Annotated in this window: 24 protein-coding genes; 7 read left to right on the forward strand and 17 right to left on the reverse strand. The window is 61.1% G+C overall.

Translation table 11 applies throughout. The features are described from left to right. The first annotated feature begins 4 nt into the window (after positions 1 to 4). From ACIQAL_RS08155 to ACIQAL_RS08165, 3 genes are all read left to right on the forward strand, one after another. The gene (locus tag ACIQAL_RS08155; protein ID WP_401144293.1) at positions 5 to 676 is read left to right on the forward strand and encodes an epimerase; all 672 of its coding nucleotides are present in this window, start codon (positions 5 to 7) and stop codon (positions 674 to 676) included. Between the two features lie 76 nt (positions 677 to 752). Continuing rightward, the gene (locus ACIQAL_RS08160) at positions 753 to 1,790 is read left to right on the forward strand and encodes a hypothetical protein (protein ID WP_401144295.1); all 1,038 of its coding nucleotides are present in this window, start codon (positions 753 to 755) and stop codon (positions 1,788 to 1,790) included. Continuing rightward, positions 1,787 to 2,155 carry a hypothetical protein gene (locus tag ACIQAL_RS08165; RefSeq protein WP_401144297.1) on the forward strand — a complete coding sequence of 123 codons (369 nt, stop codon included), beginning with the start codon at positions 1,787 to 1,789 and terminating at the stop codon, positions 2,153 to 2,155. The genes ACIQAL_RS08160 and ACIQAL_RS08165 overlap by 4 nt, the downstream gene beginning before the upstream one ends. 123 nt (positions 2,156 to 2,278) lie before the next feature. On the opposite strand, the gene ACIQAL_RS08170 is transcribed toward ACIQAL_RS08165, so the two are convergent. Continuing rightward, the gene (locus ACIQAL_RS08170) at positions 2,279 to 2,620 is read right to left on the reverse strand and encodes a carboxymuconolactone decarboxylase family protein (RefSeq protein WP_166594903.1); all 342 of its coding nucleotides are present in this window, start codon (positions 2,618 to 2,620) and stop codon (positions 2,279 to 2,281) included. Between the two features lie 113 nt (positions 2,621 to 2,733). Between ACIQAL_RS08170 and ACIQAL_RS08175 the strand changes: the two genes are divergently transcribed. After that, positions 2,734 to 3,651, forward strand: a complete 918-nt coding sequence (locus tag ACIQAL_RS08175; protein ID WP_401144299.1) for an AraC family transcriptional regulator — start codon at positions 2,734 to 2,736, stop codon at positions 3,649 to 3,651. Between the two features lie 57 nt (positions 3,652 to 3,708). On the opposite strand, the gene ligD is transcribed toward ACIQAL_RS08175, so the two are convergent. From ligD to ACIQAL_RS08195, 4 genes are all read right to left on the reverse strand, one after another. Continuing rightward, positions 3,709 to 6,339 carry a DNA ligase D gene (gene ligD / locus ACIQAL_RS08180; protein ID WP_401144301.1) on the reverse strand — a complete coding sequence of 877 codons (2,631 nt, stop codon included), beginning with the start codon at positions 6,337 to 6,339 and terminating at the stop codon, positions 3,709 to 3,711. Between the two features lie 79 nt (positions 6,340 to 6,418). Next, positions 6,419 to 7,339 (reverse strand): Ku protein, encoded by a 921-nt coding sequence (locus ACIQAL_RS08185; RefSeq protein ID WP_401144303.1) that lies wholly within the window; start codon positions 7,337 to 7,339, stop codon positions 6,419 to 6,421. 128 nt (positions 7,340 to 7,467) lie between these two features. Next, complete coding sequence (locus tag ACIQAL_RS08190; RefSeq protein WP_401144305.1) at positions 7,468 to 7,959, reverse strand: type II toxin-antitoxin system HigA family antitoxin; 492 nt, start codon at positions 7,957 to 7,959, stop codon at positions 7,468 to 7,470. Then, on the reverse strand, positions 7,956 to 8,279 hold the full coding sequence (locus ACIQAL_RS08195) for a type II toxin-antitoxin system HigB family toxin (protein ID WP_401144307.1): 324 nt from the start codon (positions 8,277 to 8,279) through the stop codon (positions 7,956 to 7,958). Before ACIQAL_RS08195 ends, ACIQAL_RS08190 begins: the two co-directional genes overlap by 4 nt. A 222-nt stretch (positions 8,280 to 8,501) precedes the next feature. Between ACIQAL_RS08195 and ACIQAL_RS08200 the strand changes: the two genes are divergently transcribed. Both ACIQAL_RS08200 and ACIQAL_RS08205 read left to right on the forward strand, forming a co-directional pair. Continuing rightward, the gene (locus ACIQAL_RS08200; RefSeq protein WP_401144309.1) at positions 8,502 to 9,701 is read left to right on the forward strand and encodes an MFS transporter; all 1,200 of its coding nucleotides are present in this window, start codon (positions 8,502 to 8,504) and stop codon (positions 9,699 to 9,701) included. Positions 9,702 to 9,869: 168 nt separating this feature from the next. Beyond that, positions 9,870 to 10,592, forward strand: a complete 723-nt coding sequence (locus tag ACIQAL_RS08205; RefSeq protein WP_166594898.1) for an SDR family oxidoreductase — start codon at positions 9,870 to 9,872, stop codon at positions 10,590 to 10,592. 58 nt (positions 10,593 to 10,650) lie between these two features. Here ACIQAL_RS08205 and ACIQAL_RS08210 read toward each other — a convergent pair whose 3' ends face one another. The 12 genes from ACIQAL_RS08210 to ACIQAL_RS08265 form a co-directional block, all read right to left on the reverse strand. Next, complete coding sequence (locus tag ACIQAL_RS08210) at positions 10,651 to 10,821, reverse strand: hypothetical protein (RefSeq protein ID WP_401144311.1); 171 nt, start codon at positions 10,819 to 10,821, stop codon at positions 10,651 to 10,653. Between the two features lie 34 nt (positions 10,822 to 10,855). Continuing rightward, positions 10,856 to 11,389 (reverse strand): N-acetyltransferase, encoded by a 534-nt coding sequence (locus ACIQAL_RS08215; RefSeq protein WP_401144313.1) that lies wholly within the window; start codon positions 11,387 to 11,389, stop codon positions 10,856 to 10,858. 220 nt (positions 11,390 to 11,609) lie between these two features. Then, the gene (gene metC / locus ACIQAL_RS08220; protein ID WP_401144315.1) at positions 11,610 to 14,351 is read right to left on the reverse strand and encodes a cystathionine beta-lyase; all 2,742 of its coding nucleotides are present in this window, start codon (positions 14,349 to 14,351) and stop codon (positions 11,610 to 11,612) included. Between the two features lie 144 nt (positions 14,352 to 14,495). Beyond that, positions 14,496 to 15,164 carry a glutathione S-transferase family protein gene (locus ACIQAL_RS08225; protein ID WP_401144317.1) on the reverse strand — a complete coding sequence of 223 codons (669 nt, stop codon included), beginning with the start codon at positions 15,162 to 15,164 and terminating at the stop codon, positions 14,496 to 14,498. After that, entirely contained in the window at positions 15,161 to 15,757 is a 597-nt protein-coding gene (locus ACIQAL_RS08230) for a cysteine dioxygenase (protein WP_166594894.1), read from the reverse strand. The genes ACIQAL_RS08225 and ACIQAL_RS08230 overlap by 4 nt, the downstream gene beginning before the upstream one ends. 43 nt (positions 15,758 to 15,800) lie before the next feature. After that, positions 15,801 to 16,640, reverse strand: coding sequence for an amino acid ABC transporter ATP-binding protein (locus ACIQAL_RS08235; protein ID WP_166594893.1), 840 nt, complete (start codon positions 16,638 to 16,640; stop codon positions 15,801 to 15,803). Next, on the reverse strand, positions 16,627 to 17,415 hold the full coding sequence (locus ACIQAL_RS08240) for an amino acid ABC transporter permease (RefSeq protein WP_401144319.1): 789 nt from the start codon (positions 17,413 to 17,415) through the stop codon (positions 16,627 to 16,629). Before ACIQAL_RS08240 ends, ACIQAL_RS08235 begins: the two co-directional genes overlap by 14 nt. After that, positions 17,405 to 18,139, reverse strand: coding sequence for an amino acid ABC transporter permease (locus ACIQAL_RS08245; protein WP_401144321.1), 735 nt, complete (start codon positions 18,137 to 18,139; stop codon positions 17,405 to 17,407). Before ACIQAL_RS08245 ends, ACIQAL_RS08240 begins: the two co-directional genes overlap by 11 nt. Beyond that, entirely contained in the window at positions 18,136 to 19,353 is a 1,218-nt protein-coding gene (locus tag ACIQAL_RS08250; protein WP_401144323.1) for an aminotransferase class I/II-fold pyridoxal phosphate-dependent enzyme, read from the reverse strand. Before ACIQAL_RS08250 ends, ACIQAL_RS08245 begins: the two co-directional genes overlap by 4 nt. After that, positions 19,350 to 20,789, reverse strand: coding sequence for an FAD-binding oxidoreductase (locus tag ACIQAL_RS08255; RefSeq protein WP_401144325.1), 1,440 nt, complete (start codon positions 20,787 to 20,789; stop codon positions 19,350 to 19,352). The genes ACIQAL_RS08250 and ACIQAL_RS08255 overlap by 4 nt, the downstream gene beginning before the upstream one ends. A gap of 12 nt (positions 20,790 to 20,801) precedes the next feature. Next, positions 20,802 to 21,596, reverse strand: a complete 795-nt coding sequence (locus tag ACIQAL_RS08260; RefSeq protein WP_401144553.1) for a transporter substrate-binding domain-containing protein — start codon at positions 21,594 to 21,596, stop codon at positions 20,802 to 20,804. 80 nt (positions 21,597 to 21,676) lie between these two features. Then, the gene (locus ACIQAL_RS08265) at positions 21,677 to 22,519 is read right to left on the reverse strand and encodes a transporter substrate-binding domain-containing protein (RefSeq protein WP_401144327.1); all 843 of its coding nucleotides are present in this window, start codon (positions 22,517 to 22,519) and stop codon (positions 21,677 to 21,679) included. A gap of 295 nt (positions 22,520 to 22,814) precedes the next feature. Between ACIQAL_RS08265 and ACIQAL_RS08270 the strand changes: the two genes are divergently transcribed. Next, positions 22,815 to 23,669, forward strand: coding sequence for a LysR substrate-binding domain-containing protein (locus ACIQAL_RS08270; protein ID WP_401144329.1), 855 nt, complete (start codon positions 22,815 to 22,817; stop codon positions 23,667 to 23,669). Positions 23,670 to 23,725: the final 56 nt, after the last annotated feature.

The raw sequence follows: 23,725 nt of genomic DNA on the forward strand, positions 1-23,725 counted from the left end.
TGCCATGAACGTCTTGATGTTCGGCGCGACCGGCATGGTCGGCCAGGGGGTGTTACGCGAATGCCTCGCCGCACCCGACGTGGATCAGGTGGTGAGCATCACCCGCAGCCCTATCGGCCTAAGTCACTACAAGCTCAGCGAACAGATCGTGGATGACTTTTTTGATTACCACGACTGCGAAGCGTACTTGCGAGGCTTCGACGCGTGCTTTTTCTGTCTGGGCGTGAGCGTGATGGGCTTGTCGGAAAGCGCGTACACCCGCGTGACCTACGACCTGACACTGGCAGCCGCGCACACGTTGTCGCGGCTCAACCCGCAGATGACCTTCGTTTACGTGTCAGGTGCAGGCACTGACAGCACTGAACAGGGCCGCAGCCTGTGGGCGCGGATCAAGGGCCGGACTGAAAACGCCTTGCTGCGCCTGCCGTTCAAGGCGGTGTACCTGTTCCGTCCGGGGGTGATCCAACCCCTGAACGGCGTGCGCTCGAAAACCGCGCTCTACCGCAGCCTCTACGCCGTCATGGCCCCGTTGCTCACCCTGATGCGTAGGGTGTGGCCGAACGTCGTGCTGACCACCGAAACCCTGGGTCAGGCCATGCTCAACAGCGTGCGTCGAGGGGCGGAGAAACCGGTGCTGGAAGCGCGGGACATCAATGCGTTGGCGGGGCAATCCTGAAGTAAGCCTCCAGGGCAGCCCCGTGTAGGGGCTTTCCGAAAATCCTGTAGTCAGGTCGTTTTGGGCGGGTGGGCTGATGACACTTGCCGAATCGCGTCTTTATTGTCGCCTCCTCATTTCGCTGAAGCAGGAGGCTACTCCCGTGTCGAAACCTTACGCGTTCGTGAACGAACGCCCCCAGCCCTACCACTACCTGCGCGATCACCTGCTCGCCATCCCCCTCGGCGCTCGCCCGAAATTTGATCAACTCAATCCGTACCTTAACAACATCGTCGTCATGCCCGGAGAAGTCGTGATCGTGGGCGACGGCCCTGCACACATGTGTACGCCTGAAGAGACGCAGCTGATGCAACTGGCGCAGGACGTGCGCATGTCCATGATCGGCACCTCGGGCACCGAGCGGGACGTCATGGTCCGGAACTTCGACATGCTCCAAAGCATCATGTCCTATGGCTCGATCGGGATCGGCGCCAGCACCGGGGCGTGGAATAAGCACCTCAGGGAAGTTGAGAGCACGCTCAAGGAAATCGAAGCCCTGCACCAGCGGTGGAGATCCGGGGCATTGACCAATGACCCGTTCTTTGCTCAACGCCGTACATTGTTCGCCCGGATGGAGACTCTCCTGAAAGGCATCGGGCGGTTCGGGACCGGGCTGAATAACCAAGGAAAGATGAAGCGCATTCTTGGGATTTCAAGCAAGAGCTATTTGCATACTGGCGAGATCGCAGAATATGCAAAGAATGTCAGAGGCGTTTCCAGGGTGGCCAGTGCGATGAGCAAAGGGACCTATGTCGGTATTGCACTGGATGTTGGCGCGGGGGCGTTGGAGATTCGGGAAGCCTGCTCTACCGGACGTGAAGAGGAATGTACCAAGGCTAAGTACGTGGAGGGCGGAAAAGCAGCAGTAGGTATTGGGCTAGCGACAGTGGGCGGTACGGCTGGGCTCTACTTGGCAGGGGCTTTTTGCATTGCGATAGGAATACCAACCGGAGGCATGGGTACATTGGCATGCGCCGTAATAGGGGGTTCTGTAGCGGCATACGCAGGTGGCCAGGCAGGGTCATACTTCGGTGAACAGGCTGGGGAAAAACTTTTTGAGCACATCGAACGATGACCCACGACAATTCTGCGTGGATCGCCGTCTCTATCAGCGCACTGACACTGCTCAATTTGGCGTTTCTGATGTACTCGGCCTATTGGAAGCTCCCGCTTGCCGAGCGGCATTTGGCGGATAGCCTTATCGTTTCGAGCACAAAGTCAGTCTGGAAAGGTAACGGCCCCGTTGCACGATTGAACAGGCTGAGCGCTATAGCGCTGGTCTTCACAATGCGAGGTTTGCTTGAAAGGCGAGGCTTGGTACAACGCGACATCGTTAATGATGTGCCGCTGAGCCTGCGTATCTGGACAGCGGGCCCCATATTGAGCAGTTGTCTGATGCTCGTGACCGCCGTTGGTTACTGGTTTTTGGAGCAGATCTGAAAATAGCAGTCCGGCTTGCTGGCGGTGGCGATTTGAATGACGCCACCGCCGGCAAGCCGGACTGCTACGAAACGATAACGCCTTCATCAACAAGCGGAACGGTTACACAACGACCGCTCCCCCTTACTTCTTCAACGCATCAAACGCCTCAAGCGCATGCATCGAGTAGATGTACGCCGCCCCGGCATTCAGCGAGATGGCGGTCGCGGCGGCGGCCGCCACTTCTTCACGGGTCGCACCGGCGGCAATGGCGGCTTCGGCGTGAGCCCCGAGACAACCGTCGCAGCGGGTGGTGATGGCCACGGCGAGTGAAATCAATTCGCGGGTCTTGGCGTCTAGCACGTTGTTTTCCGCCGAGGCATCGCCAAGGGCCATGTAGGCCTTGACCATTTTCGGGTTGGATTTGGACAACGAGCCAAAGGATTGCTTGATGGTGGAAACGAGGTCGGGCCAATTGCTGAACATGGTGGTATCTCCTGAGAGCGGCGACTAGACTGCGCCGGGAACACGCACAGTCTCCGCCAACCAGGTATTTGTAACTTGCTCGTTTGGCTCATTTCTTTGTCAGAAAGTCGCATATGCACGCCATCGACACACTCATCACCCTCGCCGACGTCCGCGGACGCCTCGATCTGCGCTGCCAGTTTCAAGGCGACTGGGCGCTGGACCACGAACAGGAATCGGATGGCGTCGCGCCCTATCACATCGTGCTGGCGGGTCAGTGCCAGGTCGAACTCTCCGATGGCCGCCGCTTGAAGCTGGTCGCGGGGGACATCCTCGTATTGCCCGATGGCATGAGCCATCTGTTGATCAGTCCCGGCCCACGTGTGCCCGCGTCCAGACCGCAGCTGGAGACCGGAGGCCTGTTGACGGTGCAGCGGTTTGGTCACGGTGCCGAGCCGGACCTGCTCTGCGGGCGATTTCTCTATCAGCGTCATTCGATGCTGTTTTCTGCCCTGCCGGATTATCTGCTGATTTCGACCCAAGCCCTGGACGCCTGCGATCCACTGCCCGCGCTCGTCGCATTACTGCGCAGCGAAGCGGACGCCAATCGACCGGGCGGCCAGTTCATGGTCAACGCGCTGACTTCGGCGCTGTTCACTTTGGTGCTGCGCGCACATCTGCAACAGTCGCCGCAAAGCGAAGGCAGCCTGGCGTTGCTGGGCGACAAACGTTTAGGACGCGCGTGGCAGGCCATGCTCGACGACCCCGCCCACGAATGGACTGTCGACACCCTCGCAGAACGGGCGAGCATGTCCCGCGCCACGTTCGTGCGCGCGTTCGGCAAACTCAGCGGCAGCTCGCCCTGGACCCTGCTCACCCAAGTGCGCATGCAAATGGCCTACGGGTTGTTGAGCCGGTCGCAAAGTGGCCTGAGCGACATCGCCGCGCAGGTGGGGTATCAGTCGCAAGCAGCGTTCAGCAAGGTGTTCAAGGACACCTATGGCATGGCGCCGGGGCAATTGCGGCGACGTCTCGATTCCCGGGAGTCCTGATCGGGTCAAACTGCGACGCAAAAATGGATGGCACGCCAAGCTCCCCGTGGGGCGGCATCAACTCGGCGCCTTCACCCCCAGACGCTTCCACATCGGTTTGGTAATGCGCTGGGTATTCTTGTACCCCGCCCACGGATCGGCCTTGAGCTTGCGCAGGCGTTTTTGCAGGTTGGCGATGTTCCATTGGGCCGAGGATTTGAGGCTGGTCAGCTCATCCCGGGCAATGGGCACCGAGACCGGTAATCCAGGTCGGGCGCGAACCGAGTACGCCGCGACGGTGCTGGCGCCTCGGGTGTTGCGCAGGTAATCGATGAAGATTTTGCCGATGCGATTCTTCGGGCCGGACGTCGCGGTGAACCGTTCCGGCAACTGCTGCGAGATGAACTGCGCCAGCGCTTTGGCGAAGGCTTTCACCGTGTCCCAATCGGCCTTGCGCGCCAGCGGCACGAGGATGTGCATGCCCTTGCCGCCGCTGGTCTTGATGTACGCATCCAGCCCCAGTTCGTCGAGCACCGACAGGGTCAATTGCGTCGCCTCGACCATGCTGCGCCATGGCAGATCCGTGTCCGGGTCGAGGTCGAGGACGAAGTGATCGGGCAGTTCAATCTGGTCGTAGGTCGAACCCCATGTGTGGAGTTCGATGGTGCCCATTTGCGCCGCCCCGACCAGCGCCTGCACGGTGTCGATTTCCATCAGCCGCGCATGACCGGGATCGAGCTCAGGGTCGAGCTGTTTGATGTTGGGAATCGCCAGCCGCTCAGAGTGCTTCTGAAAGAATTGCTCGCCCTCGACGCCCTCCGGACATCGCAACAGCGCCACGGGGCGATGGTCGAGATGCGGCAGAATCCAGTCGGAAATCGATTCGTAGAAATGCGCGAGGTCAATCTTGTGCAAGCCGCTTTCCTTGTCGATCACCCGTTCCGGGTGACTGATCATCACGCCCGCCACTTCTATCTTGTCCTTGGCCGTGCGTGTGCGGGCAGGCTTGGAGGCCGACTCTTCAGCCTTGGAAGCCCCTGATTTAGAGGCCTTGGGCTTGAACGGCGCTTTGATGTCTTTCGGGGTGCGCGGGTATTCGTGGACCACTTCACTCGCGGGCTTGTCGCTGCGCAGGGCGATAAAGGACGAGTGCCGAATGATGCCCTCGCGGGTCCACTCACCAAACTCCACCTCACCCACCAGCGTCGGCTCGATCCAGTGCACCCCTCGGGCCTGGGCGCTTGTGAGTTTTTTCGCCAAAGGCGAGGCGTCCTGTTCAAGCGTCTTCATCTGCCCGAACATGTCGTCGAGCATCTTTTGATTGAAACCGGTGCCGACTCGCCCGGCGTATACCAAACCGGCGCCCTCCTCGTTCACCGCCAACAGCAACGCGCCAAACCCGCTGCGCGTGCCCTGGGGCTTGGTGAAACCGACGATGACGAACTCCTGCCGCAACTTGCACTTGAGTTTGATCCAGTCCGGGCTGCGGCGGGACTGATATACGCTCCCCGCTCGTTTGCCGATCACGCCTTCAAGGGACAACGAACACGCGCTCTCGATGATGTCGCGATGGTTGGCCGAGAAGGCATCGGAAAAACGCAGCAGCCCCTTGGCTTGCCGACCGAGGAGCTTTTTCAGCGCGGCCCGACGCTCTTCCACGGGCTTTTCGCGGATGTCTTCGCCGTTGAGAAATGGCACGTCGAACAGGTAGTACACGATGTCCTTGCTGCGGCCGATCTCGAACGCGTTCTGCAATGCCTGAAAATCCGGCAGCCCGGCGTCGTTGAGCACCACCACTTCGCCGTCGAGCCAGCCGTCGCCCAGGTTCAGATCGGCGATGGCCTTGGCCTGCAACGGCAGACGGTCCGTCCAGTCATGGCCGTTGCGGGTGATCATGCGCACCTCGCCGTCGCGAATCCGGGCCATGATTCGGTAGCCGTCGAATTTGATCTCGTACAGCCAATCACCCGCCGGCGGGGTGTCCATCAGGGTGGCGAGTTGAGGGGAAAGCTTGTCCGGGATGCTGGATTTCTTCGTCGCCGCTTTCTTACTTGCAGGTTTTGAGGCCGCTGGCTTCTTCTCGGCTACTGGCGCCGAGGCCGCCTTGCGTTTCGGGGCTTTGGCCGTGCTTCGGCCCTCGCCCACCGTCGCGCCGCTGACCACACTTTCCGGCTTGTCGGCGACGATGTCGTATTCGTCCGCCGAGCGCACCGCCTCGTCCTTTTCCTTGATCAACAGCCACTGCTCCTTGTCGCCGCTGCCCTGCAAATGGGTGCGGACCAAGGCCCAGTCGCCGGTCAGTTTTTCGCCGATCAGGGTGAATTTCAGTTTCCCGGCTTTGTAGGTGGCGCGAGGGTCGCCGTGGGGCTGCCAGATCCCCCGGTCCCAGACGATCACGTCTCCGGCGCCATACTGCCCCTCGGGGATGCTGCCCTCGAAACTGCCGTAGCCCAGCGGGTGATCTTCGACGTGCACTGCCAGGCGTTTGTTTTTCGGGTCCAGACTCGGGCCTTTTGGCACGGCCCAACTCTTGAGCGTGCCGTCCAGTTCCAGTCGAAAGTCGTAATGCAGATTGCGCGCATCGTGCTTGTGAATGACGAACGTCAGCGCCTTGCCTTTGCTGCTGCGAGCCCGGCCCGAGGTTTCGGGGGGCTCGGAAGTGATGTCGAAATTGCGCTTGCGGGTGTACTCACTCACGGGTTTTGCCATGATCGATCAGTCCTCTGCACCCCGCGTTCGATACGCCGGGCAGTTCTCAACACAAGGCGCTGCGTCTCAGAAGAGGGGCTCAGGACGCCTTGGTCGTCTTTTTCCTTGCAGGGGCTCGCCGTTTGGCCGGGGCTACTTCATCAGCGGCTGCGGTTTTGCTCTTGCTGGCAGGTTTGGTTTTCACTGGCGCCTTGGCGGAACCGCCGCGACTGCCCAGACTGCGTTTGAGCAATTCAGTCAAATCGATGACATCAGCGGATTTGCGCTCGGTCTCCCCGGCGTCGGTTTCCACGTCCTCAATCTTGCCTTCCCGGGCCTTGGTCTCGACCAGCGTCATGATCTGGTCCTGGAACGTGTCACGGTATTCTTCAGCGTCCGGGGTCCAGTCGGTACTCATGTCTTTGACCAGCCGCTTGGCCATGTCCAGCTCGCTCTTGCTGAGCTTCACGTCGGTGGCTTCCTTAGGCAGGTCCAGACTGTCCAGCCCGCGCACTTCAGCGGGCCAGCGCAGCAACACCAGAATGATCGCCGACTCCAGCGGCATCACCGCCGCCAAGTGCTGACTGGTACGGATCACCACATGGGCCAGCGCGACCTTGCCGGTGTCCACCAGCGTCTGCCGTAACAGAGCGTAGACCTTCTCGCCGCGCTTGTCGGGTGCAAGGAAGTACGGCGTGTCGATGTTTTGCAGCGGAATCTGCGCGCTGTCGACAAAACCGAAGATGTCGATGGTCTGCGTCGACTTGGGGTGCGCGGCGCGAATCTCGTCCTCGCTGATCACCACGTAGCGGCCCTTCTCGTACTGCACGCCCTTGACGATATTTTCCTTGGTCATCTCCTTGCCGGTGACCTTGTTGATCCGCTTATAACCGACCGGGTCCATGCTGCGCTTGTCCAGCCAGTCGAAATCCACGCCCTGCTGCGACGTCGCCGACACCAGCGCCACAGGGATGTGCACCAGCCCGAAGCTGATCGCGCCCTTCCAGATTGCCCGAGCCATCGCGTTAATTCCCAAGGGGTGTGTAAGGGAATGACCGGGGCGCAAGGGGAAAAGTTTCGGGAGGATGACGGGTTACATTGCAACCAAGAAAAAACCCGCCGAAGCGGGTTTAAGGTGCGTGTTCTATTTCAGGTTCCACGGGCGGGGCGCGTGATGAACGCGCCCGGCTCAATATGGAAGCGTGTACTCAATCGGTTGATCATTGCGATGGTCAAATGACGCTGCCCACTGAGAACGCGCGAGACCACCGTCTTGTCCCCTACTTCCGGTAAGTCTGCCCCTGTCAGGCCGTTCTGGACCATCAGCGCCTTGATAAGATCAACACCTGTCAGCGCTGCGACACGCTCGCCAAAGGCCTCGAACCGTGACGCGCTGCCTTCATAACGTTCGACGGTGTCGCACAAGGTCTCCAATAACGTTTGCTCCACCTGATCCAGCACTTGCCCGTCGGTAAGTTCATCAATGGCCGCCAGCGCTTGTTGATAATCCTCATCACTGTCGATGTGATGGATGAAATGCGCGCCCTGTCGATCCATGTCCGACCGAAGATCATCCATCCGGCGCGCGAGTTCGCGAATGGCTGCGTTGTCGACAATTCGCTCCGCCAATCCTGCATTCATGGTCTGATCCCCGTTTTGTTCGTGTGATACCACTTGTTCGCCTTGCTGTATTCGGCATGGGTATAGATGTGTTTAACGAAGACCAGCTGCTTGAAAAAATCAATAGCGGCAATCAGCCTAAGCTTGTTCCCGCCCACATCAATCACATACCAGCCATCTCGATGTGTGAATCTGTCCAGCGTATTGAACAACTGCTTCAGTTCGAATGGATTCCGAGCATTTGATTTGTTGAGTAATCGATAGGTGGCGTCAATGTTCGTCGCATCATTCGGATAAAGCCTCGCAGCAGCATCGAAAGCTATCTTTTTGAAAATTCGCATCAGCATCCTTGTTGAAGTTTTAGCAACCCTAAAGGTGAGTTGCCAAAACGTCAACCTCCTCGACTTTCTCATGCGTCGTACCATTCCTGTGAGGCATAGGTCATATCAATCCAACAGGCCTTCTTAACGCAATGAAAAAGCGTTAGCCTGCTCACCATTCTTCATCCATGCCCGTGCCAGAGCGTTTCTGGCAGCGGTGCAACGTCTTTTTGAGAACCCGCCATGACTTCCACGTCCCAGACCGCTGCCCACGGTGCAACCATGACCAAGGGGCTGGCGATGCTGTTTGCGTTTTGCTGCGGCGCCATCGTTGCGAACATTTATTACGCTCAACCGATCATTGGCCTGATTGCCCCGGACATCGGGCTGTCGAACACGCTGGCCAGCCTGATTGTGTCGCTGACGCAGATCGGCTATGCCGTGGGGCTGTTTTTCCTGGTGCCGCTGGGCGATTTGCTGGAAAACCGCAAGTTGATGATGGCGACGACGGCGGTGGCGATTCTGAGCCTGTTGAGCGCTGCGTTCGCCGAGACGCCCAATCTGTTCCTGCTCGCCTCGTTGCTGGTGGGCTTCAGCTCGGTGGCGGTGCAGATTCTGATTCCGCTGGCCGCGCATCTCGCCCCCGAAGAAACGCGAGGACGGGTCGTCGGCAGCATCATGGGTGGCCTGCTGTTGGGCATTCTGCTGGCCCGTCCGGCGTCCAGCCTGATTGCCGACCATTTCGGCTGGCGCGCGGTGTTTGGCAGCGCCGCCGTGATGATGTTGCTGATCAGCGTGGTGCTGGCCACGACCATTCCCAAGCATCAGCCGACTCATAACGCCAGTTATGGACAGTTGCTGAAATCCCTGTGGACGCTGTTGGCCAGGCAGCCGGTACTGCGCCAGCGGGCGTTTTATCAGGCCTGTATGTTTGCGACGTTCAGCCTGTTCTGGACCGCCGTACCGCTGGAGCTGGCCAACAACCACGGCCTCTCGCAAAGCCAGATTGCGCTGTTTGCGCTGGTCGGGGCGATTGGCGCCATTGCCGCGCCCTTTGCCGGTCGGCTGGCGGACGCCGGGCATAGCCGTCAGGCGAGTCTGTTCGCGATGCTGTTCGCCGCCTTGAGTTTTCTGCCCAGCCTGGTGCAACCCGCGTACGCCGTCATCGGCATGGCCGTGACCGGCGTGGTGCTGGATTTCTGCGTGCAGATGAACATGGTCGTCGGCCAACGCGCCGTTTATGCCCTCGATGCGAAGAGCCGCAGCCGCCTGAATGCGCTGTACATGACCAGTATTTTCCTCGGCGGCGCCACAGGGTCGGTGATCGCCAGTGCGCTCTACGACCACGGCGGCTGGGGCTGGATCGTGATCGCGGGCAGTGCGTTTCCGCTGGTGGCACTGCTAATGTTTTTGAAAAACTCGACGGGATCACGCGCTGCCTGAACCGTTGAATGCACGACGAACGCAAGGCCTGTGGGAGCGAATTCATTCGTGAAAAAGGTACAGCCGACGCCGCTCTGTCGACTGGAAGATCATTCGCGAATGAATTCGCTCCCACAGAGACCCCCACCCCATTCATGACTTATTTTCCAACTCCCAAGGAGTGATTCCATGACCTCCCGCACCTTCCTCATCACCGGCGCCAGCAAAGGCATTGGCCGCGCCCTGTCCGAATCCCTGGCGGCCGCAGGGCATCAGGTGGTCGGCATCGCCCGCAACGCCGATGACCCGACTTTCCCCGGCGTGCTGATCGAACTGGACCTCAGCGACAAGGCGCAGACCCGCTGCGGCCTGACCGAACTCGCGCAGCATTACCGCTTCGACGGGCTGGTCAACAACGTAGGGCTGGTGCGCCCACAGCCTTTGGGTGAAATCGAACTGGAAGACTTCGACGCGGTGATGAGCGTCAACCTTCACTCCGCCCTCCTCGCCACCCAGGCCCTGCTGCCGAACATGCGCGAACAGGGTTGGGGCCGCATCGTCAACATCTCTAGCCTGACGGTGCTCGGCATCACCCAACGCACGGCCTACGCTGCCGCCAAGGCCGCGCTGATCAGCTTCACCCGCTCTTGGGCACTGGAACTGGCCCAAACGGGCATCACCGTCAACGCTATCGCCCCCGGCCCGACCGAAACCGAACTGTTCCGCCAGAACAACCCACCGGGCAGCGAAGGCGAAAAACGCTACCTCTCCGGCGTGCCCATGGGCCGCTTCGGCCAACCGGAAGAAATCGCTTCGGCGATCGCCTTCCTGCTGTCGGAGCAGAGCGGGTTCATCACTGGGCAGACGTTGTTCGTGGATGGCGGGGCGTCGGTTGGTAAGGCGGGGGTTTAAGCGAACAAAGATAGCTGCAAATAAAAACCGCCGAAATCGGCGGTTTTTATTTGAGTATTCAACCTCTGGGCCCAGCCAGTGGGCCTGCTGGCTCAAGGTCTTTACCAAGGGCAAGACCTACTCGTAAAAAACGCTTTTGATTCTCCGAAAAAACATCGGCAAGCATCCGTGCCTCTCCTTTCAGCTCAATCATTAGCTGCATTTTTGCTTTGCGTTTTTTGGCGTTCATAGACACCTCCTGCGTCTGCTCAATGACGGCCATGTTAGGAGCCACCTACCGAAATGACAAGGCGGCGGGCCTCATCAAACTGGAATCCCAGCGCCTGGTAATACGCAACGGCATCAGCCGCTGGCTGCTGTATCTCGATCTCGCGACAACCCAACATTTGTGCGTAAAGGTCGACTCCCATTAAAGCGAGAGGTGCAATAAGCCCTTTGAGCGGATGCTCGCTCCCCGGTTTTCCTTCGAGAAGAATGATTTTGATCGTAAGCCGGCTTTGACGTGGGGTTGCATAGCACAACCCGCACAACGTCTGGTTGTACCAAATGGCGAGGTCAAAACCCTTTGCATCCGATTTCTTCCAACCTGAAACATGTTCCCAAGGGTAGGTGCTGCCTTCCCAGTATTCGCAGGCTGTGATGGCGGCTCGATCAATAGGCTCGAATCTCACCCGTCGGCCGTCGATGCCGAGCGCACCCGCCTCGAAGACACTGCCCATTTTTTCGTTGATGAGTGCACGGGCTCGGGACCGGAAAATCTGATCCCTTAACGCCGTGGCCTTTCCATGTCGTCTCATTGCCAGTGTTCATTGAAAACTCAAGGACGAATGGTGACGGCATAAAGAAAAGCATGTGCGGTACATATTTATTGAGCACCCGCGCCCCTGATGTGACACGGTCCCCGTGGTAGCGAATTTATTCGCGAAGGGCCAGGTCTACCGACGCATCTCTATCGGCTGGTCCATTTTTCGCGAATGAATTCGCTCCCACAGGATGAGCTGCGCTGTATTGTGAAAATCACCGAATCGCCGCAAACCCTCGTTCCAGGTCTTCGATCAACGCGCTGACGTCCTCCAGCCCGATGTGCAATCTCAGCAGCGGGTTGAGGGTCTTGTCGATGGGGTTTTCCCGGTCGTGGACGTTGGCGGGGATGATCAGGCTTTCAAAACCGCCCCACGACGCGCCAAGGCCGAACAGGTTGAGGGCTTCGATGAACAGCGCCTGCAAGGTGGGATCGTTGTCAGCCAGTTCGAAGGTGAGCAGGCCGTTGCTGCCGGTGAAGTCGCGTTTCCACAGGGCGTGGTTCGGGTGATCGGGCAGCGCCGGGTGGAAGACGCGTTTGACCTGCGGGTGCTGCTGAAGCCAGCGCGCGACCTCCAGGGCCTGGCGCTGATGGGCGTCCAGGCGCGTGGCGAGCGTGCGGGCGCCGCGCAGCACGAGGTAAGCGTCGTCGGGGCTGACGACGCTGCCGAAGGTGTCGGTCATGACGGCCAGCGGTTGCCAGACGGCTTGGGTGGTGCAGACGCTGCCCATCACAACGTCGCTGTGCCCTGACAGGTATTTGGTCAGGGCCATGATGGAAATATCCGCGCCCAGTGTCAGCGGTCGGTACTGGTAGCCCGAGCCGTAAGTGTTATCCACCGCCAGCAAAATTCCCCGCGCCTTGCACAGCGTGGCGATGGCCGGCAGGTCGGCCAGTTCGTACAACAGTGAACCGGGCACCTCGGCATAAACCATTTTGGTGTTGGTTTGCAGTTTGTCTTCCAGCCCGCTGCCGTCGGCATTGAAGTAGCTGTATTGAATGCCGAACGGTTTGAGGAACTCCTCGGCCACTTGCCGCACCGGCGAGTACACCGCGTCGGTGATCAGCACGTGGTCGCCGGGGCGCAGGTACGCCAGAAAGGTCTGCGCGACGGCTGCCAGTCCGGTGCTGAACAGGCGCGTGCGATAGCCGCCTTCCAGTTCCGTGACCAGGTCTTCCAGCTCGAACGCCGTCGGATTGCCCCGCGCGCCGTAGCTCAGCACGCGTTCGGTGTCGCGGCGTTTTCGGGCGTCTCGCATGTCGTCAAGGCTGTCGAACAATACGGTGCTCATGCGCGACACGGACGGGTTGACCCAGCGCACGCCGCTGCCCTTTTCCCCTCGGGCGGCGTGGATCAGGCGCGTGCGTACCCGGTTCTCGTTCGCGCTGGATGCCAAGGGCTTGAGGCTGGCAATTTCCTGCGTTGTCATCTGCCCCAGCAAGCCGATTTCCCACGCCAGGTATTGGCGTGCGGCGTCTTTGTTGCCCGAGTGGCGATCATGGGTGAAGAACAGAAAATCGATGCACTGCTCGTCGGGTGGATAGCTGGCATCTTCGGCCAGCGCAAAACCCGCTGCCTGCCAGGTTTTGAAATCCAGCCAGCGGACGTGCTGACGTTGCGATTCCGGCAGCTCAAGGGCGGCGATGGCGGCGAGGTTTGCATCGTCTGCGACGAGCACGATCGGCTGGGTCTGAGCAGCAAGATCATCCGCCAGGCGCGTGCGAATCGACCACACCGACCCGGCAATGTGTGCCTTGCGATAGGCCATGCTGCTGCGCAGATCGATCAGCGCAACGGTGTCGTCGCGCAGCGCATCCTGCAAAGCCGCCGCGCTGATGTCAGGCAACGCCGGCGCACCCGACTCAGCCCTGACCGGCAACGCCAGGCCACTCTGCAAACCGCCTTCCAGCACATAGGCCTCATGCCCCAACTGACGCAGCCAACTGGCAACGATGGGCGCACGGACGCCGTCGTTGTCGAGCAGCACAAGACGCGCCCCGCGCACCCCGACGTAAAGATCGGTGGACTGAATCAACTGCCCGCCGGGCGTGTGTTGCGCACCCGGCAAACTGCCGAGGGCAAACTCTTCCGGCGTACGCACGTCGCCCAGAAACAGGCTGCGTGACGGGTCCTGCGACCACGCGATGACCTGCTCCGCCTTGACCGTCTGCACACCGGCACGTTTTGCCAGCTGTTGCGCGGCGTCGCGCTGCGGGGCCAACGACGCGGTGGGCGATACGTCCGGATAGCGCCGCGCGCTGCCGTGTTCGAGCGGCAGATCGGCGAGGTACCAACCCTGCGTGCCGTTTTCCAGCGCGTAGACCGGGTTCTTCACGCCGAGGTCGATGAGGGTCTGTGCGCCGATGATGCTGCGGGTGCGACCGGCGCAATTGACGACGATGGGGGTGGTGTCATCTGCCACCAGTTCCTTCAGGCGATAGCCCAGTTCGCCGTTCGGGCAGCAGATGGAACCGGGAATGGTCATCTTGCGGTATTCGTCGAACGGGCGGCCATCGAGGACCACCAGCGGCTCACCTTTGGCCTGCCACTCCGCCAGCTCGTTGGCACTGATGTGCGGCGTGTGACTGGCCTCTTCCACCAACTCACCAAACGCCTTGGACGGCACATGCACCCCGGCGAACAATTGCAAACCCGCCGCCTGCCAACCGTCGGCGCCGCCCTCAAGCACGTGCACGCGACTGTAGCCCAACGTCTCCAGACGCTGCGCGGCCTTGCGCGAAATGTCATTGCCGGTCTGGTCGTAGATCACCAGACGCACGTTGGGGTTGGGCGCCAGACGGCGGGCATCGAGTTCGAGGCGGCTGTAGGGCACGTTCACCCCGTGAAACAGATGCGCCTCGCCGTACTGGCCGTGCTCTCGCACATCGAACAGGGCGATTTCCTGACCGTCGAACAGCCAGGTTTGCAGGTGGTGCGGGGTGACTTTTTGGCTCATGGGGGTTCTCGTGAATCAACGAATACTATCGACCGTTTTTGTGTAGGAGCGCGCTTGCCCGCGAAGGAGGGTATCTGTGCCGAACGTGTTGCATGACACCACGCTATCGCGGGCAGCGCGCTCCTACAGAGACGGGGGTTGGTACTACTGCAACACCAACGACTTCTCGCCCGCCGCCACTTCCCGGCCCTTCTCGTACGCACGTTGTACGGCTGGTCGGGCCTTGATGCGTTCGCGCCAGGCGTGGATGTTCGGGTAATCCGCCAGGTCCTGGCCCTGACGCAGCGGCTGAATCCACGGGAAGATCGCGATGTCGGCAATCGAATAATCGCCCGCCACATACGGCACTTCACCCAGGCGTTTTTCCAGCACGCCATACAGCCGCGCGGCTTCAGCGCCAAGCAGGTCGAGGGCGAACGGAATCGGTTCTGGGGCCTTCTCCCTGAACACCTGCCACTGGCTCAGGTACGGCGTGACATGCCCCACCTGCCAGAACAGCCACTCCTGCACGCGCTGGCGTTCGGCGGTGCCTTCTGGCGGCAGAAAACGCCCGGCCTTGTTCGCCAGATAATTGAGAATAGCCCCGGATTCGAAGAGGCTCAGCGGCTCAGCATCACGTGGGCTGTTCGCTAACGCCGCATGATCGACAATCGCCGGAATCCGCCCGTTGGCGCTGATCTTCTGGAAGAAATCCTGCTTCTGCTCGCCGGTGCGAATGTTAATGGGCAACAGTCGATATTCTTGCCCGAGCTCTTCGAGGAGAATGCCGACTTTCAGGCCGTTGCCGGTGGGCCAGTAGTAGAGGTCGATCATGCGAAGGCCTTGATGGACGGCGCCATTTGCGAAGCGTTGTAGTTGAGAACCTTGCCTTCGGTGTTGACGCCGTAACGCCCGTTCAGCGACTCCAGCGGACGGCCGTACAGGTGGAAATGCAGGGTCGGGGTTTCGCCGTCGACTTTGATGCCGTGCAGGTCCTCGCCGAGGAAGCTGATCGACGTGCCCGGTTGCACCACGACTTCCTTTTCCAGCTCCAGCCTGGCGAACGTCGGGTCACTGCCATCGTCGGTGCGGGCCCAGACGTAGTTGATCTCCTGACCCTGCACCGCCACGATCACCGCCCAGGTTTCGTGGTTGTGCGGCAACGTGCTTTTGCCCGGCAGCAGCGAGTTCATATAGAGCGTCGGGGTCTCGCCGTCGTCGTTCAGGCGATAACGAAACGCAGTGTCGCCCTCCCCCGGAACCGGCGCCGGGAAGGTGTCGAAGTTGAACAGGTCGTGACGTTCGGCCAGGCCTTCCAGCAGGCTGACGATTTCTTTCAGCGCTGCGCGGTCCACACCGCGTTGGTGAATGACGCGGATTTTCTGAAGGAAATCTTCGATCACGGGGCTGCGGGTTTCGATGCTCATCAGGTGCTCCTTTTATTAGTCATTGATCGCCAGTCGCGGCCCGTCACACCGACAGGCTGTACCGGCTGATATTGCTCAATAGAAACGGGTCGCCGCTGGCCACCGGACGACGTCCGGCATCGCCCAGGGCGTGGCGCAAAAAGGTCTGAGTGCGCTCGCTGGTGGGGCGCTGGAAAATCTGTTCGGCGCTGCCGTGCTCGACGATCAGGCCATTTTCGGTGAAATACACCACGTCGCTGATGTCCTCGGCGAAGCGCATCTCGTGGGTCACCAGCACGCAGGTCATGCCCTCTTCGGTCAGCTCGCGAATCACCGTCAACACTTCGCCCACGGTTTCCGGGTCCAGCGCCGAGGTCACTTCATCAAAGAGGATCAGCTCGGGCCGCATCGCCAGTGCGCGGGCGATCGCCACCCGCTGCTGCTGGCCGCCGGACAACTGCCCCGGATACGCATCGGCCTTGTGTTCCATCCGCACCTTGGCGAGCAAGGCGCGGGCTTCTTTCTCGGCGTCCACCGAGTTGCGCCCCAGCACCTTGCGCGGCGCGATCACGAGGTTTTCCAGCACCGACAAGTGCGGGAACAGGTTGTACTGCTGAAACACGAACCCCACGCGCTTGCGCAATTGGATGCGCTGCGCCTCGTTGGCCAGCGTGTGCACCTCGGTGTCGCCCACGCGAATCGTGCCGCGCTGGGGCTGCAACAGGCCGGTGATACAACGCAGGATCGTCGACTTGCCCGAGCCCGACGGGCCGATGATCGACACCGCCTGGCCGCGCTGCACGTCGAGGTCGATGCCCTTGAGCACGCGGTTGCTGCCGAACGACAGATGAATGTCGCGCAAGCTGATCAGGGGTTGCTCGGCGCGCGTTTCAGGAGAAGGCATAACGTCGCTCCAGGAATTGAGTGAGTCGGGAAATCGGGTAGCAATAGGCGAAGAACAGCGCCAGCACACTGAAGTAGATCAGCACCGTGAAGCCCGTGCGGTTGACCGTATTGCTGGCGATCTGCGCGGTGTCGATCAGGTCATGCACCCCCACCAGCGAGGCCAGCGCGGTGCCCATGGTGATCACCGCGTAGAGGTTCATCCACGGCGGCAGCATGCGCTTGAAGCACTGCGGCAGGATGATCGAACGGAAGATTTGCCCGCGGGTGAACGCCAGCGAACGCGAGGCTTCCCACTGGGTGCTGGGGATCGAGCCGATGGCCCCGCGAAAGATTTCCGCAACGTTGGCGCTGGCGGGCAGCGCCAGGCCGATGGTGACTTTCACCCAGTCGGGAAAGGCGATCCACGATCTGCCAATGTGCAGCTCGAACGGAAAGACGTAGGTGGTGAAATAGATCAGCACCAGCCACGGCGCGTTGCGAAACACCTGCACCCAGATTCGCGCAGGGAGCCGCGTGATCCACAGCGGCGACACGCCCAGCGCGCCGATCAACAGGCCCAATACCGAGCCGATGGCAATGGCCAACAGGCTGATCAGAATGTTCTGCCCGAAGCCCACGGCCAGTGCGGGCGACCACTCGTAAAGCGCCGCGAACACCGGGCTTTTCGGCGCACCAAAGACCAGAAACGCCAACAGTGCAGCAACGATAACAAGCGTGCCCGGATGACGCCGGGGCCAGGACAGCGGCAGGGTCGCGGACGATTCAATGGCCATAACCGGGCATCCTCAATTTGGCTTCGAGGGCGCGGCCCACACAGTTGACGATGAAGCTGAGCAGGCCGAAAAACGTCAGCAGCAGGATCATCAGTTCCAGCACGTTGTCGCTCTGAGTCCAGATCATGATCGAGGCGTACGTGATGTCGCCCACGGCGATGGCCGAGGCCACGGCGGTCATCTTCACCAGGTCGATCAGGTTGTTGATCAGCGACGGCAAAGCGAAGCGTAGGGCCAGCGGCAGTTGTACATTCCACAGCAGTTGACGGCTGCTGAAGGCCAGGGAACTCGCCGCTTCCAGCGTCACGGCAGGCACCGCTTCGATCCCGGCGCGCAGGGCCTCAGCATGAAACGCGCCCTTGTGCAGCGAGATCACGATCACCACCCAGGCGAACGGCGTCAGCGGGTTCGCCGCACCCACGGCCTGGGTCAAGAGCATGTTCAACACCAGGAACGCGCAGTACAGCTGCACCAGTGTCGGCGTGTTGCGGGTGACTTCGATGAACACCCGCGCAGGCTTGGCGAGATAGGGCTTGCCGCTGGTCAGCATGGCCGCCAGCCCGACGCCGGCCAGCAGGCTGCCGACGATGGTGAACAGGCAAAGCAACACGGTCGTCAGCGCGCCGTTGACCATCGAACCGCGCTGATAAGCGTCCAGCAGAAAGCTGTAGTTCAGGCCGAACTTCGCGGTCCACTGCACAAAGAGCTCCAGCCAATGACTCATGCAAGGGCCTCGACACGCAACTGTGCGCAGGCATCGGCAATCCGCCGCCCGGCTTCGATCACGCTGCTGGTGGCGGTGGCGATAGACAGGCGGAACCACGGCGACAGCCCATACGCGCTACCTGCCACGCCTGCGACGCCCTGCTCCAGCAGGTAATCCACCACGTCGCCGTCATCCTTCAGGCGCTGGCCATCGGGACGAATGCGCCCCAGCAAACCGGCGCAGCGCACGAAGACGAAAAAGCCGCCTTCCGGCGTGAGCACCTCCAGCCCGTCCACCTCGCTCAGCGACGCCACCAAGAGATCACGACGCTGCTGATAGGCATGAACCTGCTCCGGCAGAAACGCCAGCCCGCCTTCGAACGCCGCCAGCGCAGCCGCTTGGCCGACCGATGAGGCGCCGGAAGTCGATTGCGATTGAATCACCGTCATGGCGCTGGCCAGTTCCTTGGGACCGGCGCCAAAGCCGATGCGCCAGCCGGTCATGGCGTAGGTCTTCGAAACCCCGCCCACCAGCAAGGCACGGGATTGCAGATCGGGCGCGACGTTGAGCAGACTCAGCGCCGGATTGCCGTCGAAGCGAATGTGTTCGTACAGCTCATCCAGCAGCACCAGCACCTGGGGATGACGGCGCAGCACCTCGGCCAGCGCCAGCAGTTCCGCCTCGCTGTACACCGCGCCACTGGGGTTGCCGGGGCCGTTGAGGATCAGCCAACGGGTGCGCTCATTGATGCTGTTTTCCAGCTGTTGCGGGGTCAGTTTGCAGCCCTGTTCAAGGCCGCATTCGATGAACACCGGCTCGCCACCGTTGACCCGCACGATGTCCGGAAACGATGGCCAGTAAGGCACCGGGACCAGCACTTCATCGCCGTCATCCAGGGTTGAAGCGAAAGCGTTGAAGATGATCTGTTTAGCGCCGTTGCCGACCACGATAGAGGGCAGTGCGTAATCCAGACGGTTCTCCCGCTGAAGTTTGCGCTGGATGGCCTCGCGCAGTTTCTTCACGCCGGGGGTCGGCGTGTACTTGGTGGCGCCGCCGTCGATGGCTTTGTAGGCGGCCTGTTTGATGTGCTCGGGCGTGTCGAAATCCGGCTCGCCGGTGGTCAGGTCGAGGATGTCGCGACCGGCATCACGCAGCTCGGTGGCGCGGGATTTGGCGGCGGCGTTGGCAGACAGGGAAACGCGCTGCACGCGTTGGGACAGACGAACGCTCATGAAGGATTACTCTCGCTGTCGATGGGGATCAGAACCTTGCCCGGGTTGAGCAAATTGAGGGGGTCGAGGGCCTGCTTGATGCGGCGCATCAGGTCCAGTTCGACGCGGCTTTTGTAGCGCGGCAGCATCGCCCGCTTGCGTTGGCCAATGCCGTGCTCGGCGCTGATCGAGCCGCCGAAGGCGTGGGCGCTGTCGTGCACCAGTTCGCTCAGTTCGGCGTAACGCGCCATGTGCGCCTCGACCGTGGAGTTCAAGGGATGGGCGACGTTGTAATGCAGGTTGCCGTCACCCAGATGGCCGAAGGTGAAGTTGCGCACGCCAGGAAAATGCTGTTGCAGCAAGGCGTCGGTGTGCTCGACGAATTCAACGATGCGCGAGATCGGGATCGAGATGTCGTGCTTCATGTTGCGACCGGCCCGACGTTGCGCATCGCTCATGTTCTCGCGCAGCAGCCACAACGCCTCGCTTTGGGCCAGGCTTTCAGCGATCAGCGCATCGGCCAGCAGCCCTTCTTCGAAGGCGCTGCCCAACACCTCTTCAAACGCTTGCCGCGCATGGGCTTCACTGTGGTTATCGGACAGCTCCAGCAAGGCGAACCAGGGCTGCGGCGCATCGACGAAGGCTTGCGGGCCGTCGGGGAACTGCTCGCGCAACAGCGTCAGGCAATCGGCGGTCAGTAATTCGAACGCCGTCAGGCTTGCGCCAAAACCGGCACGGGCGTGAGAGAGAAAACTCACCGCCTGAGCCAGTGAATCGAACGCCAGAAACGCCGTGGACTGGGCCTTGGGCAGCGGGAACAGTTTCAGGGTCGCAGCAGTAATGATGCCGAGTGTGCCTTCGCTGCCGATGTACAGATCGCGCAGGTCATAGCCGGTGTTGTCCTTGCGCAGGCCGCGCAGACCGTTCCAGATTTCGCCCTCGGCGGTCACCACCTCCAGCCCCAGGGTCAGCTCGCGGGTGTTGCCGTAGCGCAGCACCGCCGTGCCGCCCGCGTTGGTGCCCAGGTTGCCGCCAAGGGTGCAACTGCCTTCCGCGCCGAGGCTCAACGGGAACAAACGCCCGGCCTTGCGCGCCACGTCCTGGACGTTTTGCAGAATGCAGCCTGCCTCGACCGTCAGGGTGTCGTTGTCGGTGTCAATTTCACGTACGCGATTGAGCCGGTCCAGAAGCAGCAGCACCGAACGCCCCGTAGCGTCGGGCGTTGCAGCGCCCATCAGCCCGGTGTTGCCGCCCTGCACCACAATCGGCGCTGTATGGGCGACACAGGCCCGCACCACCGCCGCCACTTCTTCGGTATTGGCCGGGCGCACCACGGCCAGTGCCTTGCCGACGTACGTGCCCTGTTTGTCGGTCAGTTGCGTGGTCGAGTCGGTGCCCGGCTGCACGTAGTCGGCGCCGATCAGTCGTTGCAAGGTCTGGAACAGGTCGCTGCTCATGGCAAGCCTCGGTTATTGCGCAGCCAGTGGCGCGGCATTGCGGAATTGCTCATGCATGTCGCGCAGCGCTTGGGACGGAGCCATACCGGTGCGTTGACCGACGTCGATCAGCCATCCGCTGCGGTGCCAGTCGCGGATGATCGCGTCGATTTTCGCTTGGGTGTCGTGCTCGCCCTTGCGCACCCAGATCACCGATTTCGACGGGATCAAGTCGTTGGCGAGCGGGGCGGTGTAATCGGCCCATTCCGGGTCATCCAGCAGCGCGTGCATGGTCGGGCTGACGTGAACGGCAGCGACGCAACCGTTGCCGCGCAGGGACAGCAGCGATTCGGACTGGCTGCGGAACGCCTTGATCTCAGCACCATAGGTCTCCTGCAACGGCTTGATGAAGTTGCTGCCTTGGGACACGCAGACCGGCTTGCCCTTGAGGTCTTCCCACGTGGCGATGCCCGCGCCTTTGCGGATCAGCGCGGCGCCGCCGACTTCTTCGTACGGCGTCGGCGCGTAGTCGAGAATCCCGGCGCGCTCGTCGGTGTACTGCATGTTGGCGATCAGGATGTCGACCTTGCCCTGTTGCAAGAACTGCACGCGGTTGGGCGCCAGGACGGACACCGTTTCCAGGTCCACGCCCAGCTTCTGAGCGATGCCCTTGGCCAGCTCGACGTTATAGCCCAGGTGTTCGCCGGTTTTCGGGTCGATGGTGCCGAACGGCGGGCCGCTGAGGATCACGCCGATGCTGATTTTGTGGCGCTGCTGGATCTTGTCCAGCGTCGCATCGGCGTGGGCCAGGGTAGCGGCCATCGCCATGCCGATCGAGAGGCCGAGGGCGGTCAGGGTTTTGCCGAAAGTACGCGTGCTCATAACCAATGCCTTGAAAGGGAAACGACTCAGGCGCCTGTGGCCTGGAACTTGTCATGCAGCTCGACCAGTGCTGGCGAGGCCGGGGTGATGTGGTGGCGCTTCTCGCCTTCGATCAGCCAGCCCGTGCGGTGCCAGCCTTTGACGAGGGTGTCGAGTTTGGCCTGGGTGTCGGTCTCGCCCGGGCGGGTCCAGATCACTGACGGGGCCGGGTTCAACTCCGGGGCGATGGCGCGGTAGTCCTTCCATTCAGGGCTGTCGGCGATCAGCGGGTTGATCAGCGTGGCGTCGTGCACGGCGGCGACGCAATTGTTGCCGCGCAGTGCCAGCAGGGATTCGGAGGAGCTTTTGAACGCTTTGAGTTCAGCGCCGTATTCGGTCAACGGCTTGACGTAGCTGCTGCCTTGAGAGGTGCAGACCGGCTGGCCCTTGACGTCTTCCCAGCGAGTGATCTTGCTGTCTTTGAGCACCGCAGCCGTGCCGCCAACGCGGTAGAACGGCGTTGGCACGAAACCCAGTAGCTGGCCGCGCTCGGCGGTCCATTCCATGTTGGCGATCAGCAAATCGACCTTGCCCTGCTGCAGAAACTGCACGCGGTTGGCAGGCAGCACCGGCACCAGCTCGACCTCAACGCCCAGTTGACGGCCAATGTCTTCGGCCATGTCGACGTTCAAGCCCTTGGGTTTCTGGTTACTCGGGTCAATGGAGCCGAACGGGCCGCCCGACAGCAACACCCCGACTACCACCCGGTGGCGCTGCTCGATCTTGTCCAGCGTGGCGTCGGCCTGAGCCGCAAAACTGGCGCCGAGGGCGGCGACCGCACCGACGAACAAGGGAAGCAAACGGGTAATGGGCGAGCGCGTGTACGGCATGGATGTCCCCTCAAGATGGTCAGCGGCTGGGCACTTGTGTCAGCGCCTTGTCATGGGCTGCATCCTAGGGAGGGGAATGCCACAACGGAAATGCAAATATCAAATATGGTTATAACTTTCTGGTTTAGCCGGTTAAATCAAAACGGCATAAGTGCGGTTTTATTGGGCTTATCGGAAATCTTTCACAGGAAGGCTTTTTAAAACCATAAAAATCCGTAATGTATTACGCACTTCGATTGATGTAACACGACGCCCACACGGGTGACCGCACTTCGACCCGATCACGAGATGCCCGATGTCCGACACCCTCGATCTCGAACTGCTGCGCACTTTCGTCGCGGTGGTCGATCACCACAGCTTCGCCGGGGCGGGTGCGCAGTTGTCGCGCACCCAGTCGTCGGTGACCCAACACATGCAACGGCTGGAGCAGCAGATCGGCGTCAATCTGTTTCAGAAGCAGGGTCGGCAAAAGCAACTGACCGAACCCGGTCGCCAGTTGCTTCGTCATGCCCGACAGATGCTCTCGCTCAACGACGACGCGCTCAATTCACTGCGTGAAAGCAGCCTCAGCGGCGTGCTGCGCATCGGCTCGCCCCACGACATCGCCGACACTATTCTGCCGCCGATCCTCAGCCACATCGCCCGTTCGGCGCCGAAACTGCGCCTGGAAATCGACGTGGGCCGCAGCCCGTTTCTGATGGACGACTTGCATCGCGGCAAAGTGGACATGGTGATCTCGACCCGCGAAGACCCCGCCCTGGAAGGCTTTGCGCTCAGGACTTCGCCGGTGTGGTGGATCTGTTCGGCGCAGTACCAGCATGTGCCGAGCGAGCCGATTCCGCTGATTCTGGTGGATGAGCCGAGCATCTATAGGCGCTACGCCATCGAGGCGCTGGAACGGGCGAACATCGCGTGGCGACAGGCGTACCTGGCGTCGAACCTGATCGGCATCAAGGCTGCAACCCGAGCAGGACTGGGGGTGACGGCGCGCAGCATGGAAATGCTCGGCCCGGACATGCGCGTGCTGGGGGAGGCCGACGGCCTGCCGAGAATGCCCGACGTGACGTATCACCTGTGGATTCGGCCCAACACCGTGAACCCGCTGGCGCGGCGGGCGTATGAGTTGATTCGGGGGAGTCAGGGGTTGTGACTGATCGGGTGACTGACTGACGAAACACGATCCCGCTCTGTAGGAGTAAATTCATT

Origin of the sequence: Pseudomonas sp. NPDC088368, from assembly GCF_044753445.1 — a bacterium.
Taxonomy (GTDB): domain Bacteria; phylum Pseudomonadota; class Gammaproteobacteria; order Pseudomonadales; family Pseudomonadaceae; genus Aquipseudomonas; species Aquipseudomonas bambusae.

Bases quoted from the DNA above. Each gene is read 5' to 3' on its own strand.
- ACIQAL_RS08210 (WP_401144311.1), bottom strand. From the start codon at position 10,821: ATGAACGCCAAAAAACGCAAAGCAAAAATGCAGCTAATGATTGAGCTG.
- ACIQAL_RS08165 (WP_401144297.1), top strand. From the start codon at position 1,787: ATGACCCACGACAATTCTGCGTGGATCGCCGTCTCTATCAGCGCACTG.
- ACIQAL_RS08175 (WP_401144299.1), top strand. From the start codon at position 2,734: ATGCACGCCATCGACACACTCATCACCCTCGCCGACGTCCGCGGACGC.
- ACIQAL_RS08195 (WP_401144307.1), bottom strand. From the start codon at position 8,279: ATGCGAATTTTCAAAAAGATAGCTTTCGATGCTGCTGCGAGGCTTTAT.
- ACIQAL_RS08170 (WP_166594903.1), bottom strand. From the start codon at position 2,620: ATGTTCAGCAATTGGCCCGACCTCGTTTCCACCATCAAGCAATCCTTT.
- ACIQAL_RS08160 (WP_401144295.1), top strand. From the start codon at position 753: ATGACACTTGCCGAATCGCGTCTTTATTGTCGCCTCCTCATTTCGCTG.
- ACIQAL_RS08185 (WP_401144303.1), bottom strand. From the start codon at position 7,339: ATGGCTCGGGCAATCTGGAAGGGCGCGATCAGCTTCGGGCTGGTGCAC.
- ACIQAL_RS08255 (WP_401144325.1), bottom strand. From the start codon at position 20,789: ATGAGCAGCGACCTGTTCCAGACCTTGCAACGACTGATCGGCGCCGAC.
- ACIQAL_RS08230 (WP_166594894.1), bottom strand. From the start codon at position 15,757: ATGAGCATCGAAACCCGCAGCCCCGTGATCGAAGATTTCCTTCAGAAA.
- ACIQAL_RS08215 (WP_401144313.1), bottom strand. From the start codon at position 11,389: ATGAGACGACATGGAAAGGCCACGGCGTTAAGGGATCAGATTTTCCGG.
- metC (WP_401144315.1), bottom strand. From the start codon at position 14,351: ATGAGCCAAAAAGTCACCCCGCACCACCTGCAAACCTGGCTGTTCGAC.
- ACIQAL_RS08155 (WP_401144293.1), top strand. From the start codon at position 5: ATGAACGTCTTGATGTTCGGCGCGACCGGCATGGTCGGCCAGGGGGTG.
- ACIQAL_RS08270 (WP_401144329.1), top strand. From the start codon at position 22,815: ATGTCCGACACCCTCGATCTCGAACTGCTGCGCACTTTCGTCGCGGTG.
- ACIQAL_RS08260 (WP_401144553.1), bottom strand. From the start codon at position 21,596: ATGGCGATGGCCGCTACCCTGGCCCACGCCGATGCGACGCTGGACAAG.
- ACIQAL_RS08200 (WP_401144309.1), top strand. From the start codon at position 8,502: ATGACTTCCACGTCCCAGACCGCTGCCCACGGTGCAACCATGACCAAG.
- ACIQAL_RS08240 (WP_401144319.1), bottom strand. From the start codon at position 17,415: ATGGCCATTGAATCGTCCGCGACCCTGCCGCTGTCCTGGCCCCGGCGT.
- ACIQAL_RS08250 (WP_401144323.1), bottom strand. From the start codon at position 19,353: ATGAGCGTTCGTCTGTCCCAACGCGTGCAGCGCGTTTCCCTGTCTGCC.
- ACIQAL_RS08190 (WP_401144305.1), bottom strand. From the start codon at position 7,959: ATGAATGCAGGATTGGCGGAGCGAATTGTCGACAACGCAGCCATTCGC.
- ACIQAL_RS08265 (WP_401144327.1), bottom strand. From the start codon at position 22,519: ATGCCGTACACGCGCTCGCCCATTACCCGTTTGCTTCCCTTGTTCGTC.
- ligD (WP_401144301.1), bottom strand. From the start codon at position 6,339: ATGGCAAAACCCGTGAGTGAGTACACCCGCAAGCGCAATTTCGACATC.
- ACIQAL_RS08205 (WP_166594898.1), top strand. From the start codon at position 9,870: ATGACCTCCCGCACCTTCCTCATCACCGGCGCCAGCAAAGGCATTGGC.
- ACIQAL_RS08245 (WP_401144321.1), bottom strand. From the start codon at position 18,139: ATGAGTCATTGGCTGGAGCTCTTTGTGCAGTGGACCGCGAAGTTCGGC.
- ACIQAL_RS08225 (WP_401144317.1), bottom strand. From the start codon at position 15,164: ATGATCGACCTCTACTACTGGCCCACCGGCAACGGCCTGAAAGTCGGC.
- ACIQAL_RS08235 (WP_166594893.1), bottom strand. From the start codon at position 16,640: ATGCCTTCTCCTGAAACGCGCGCCGAGCAACCCCTGATCAGCTTGCGC.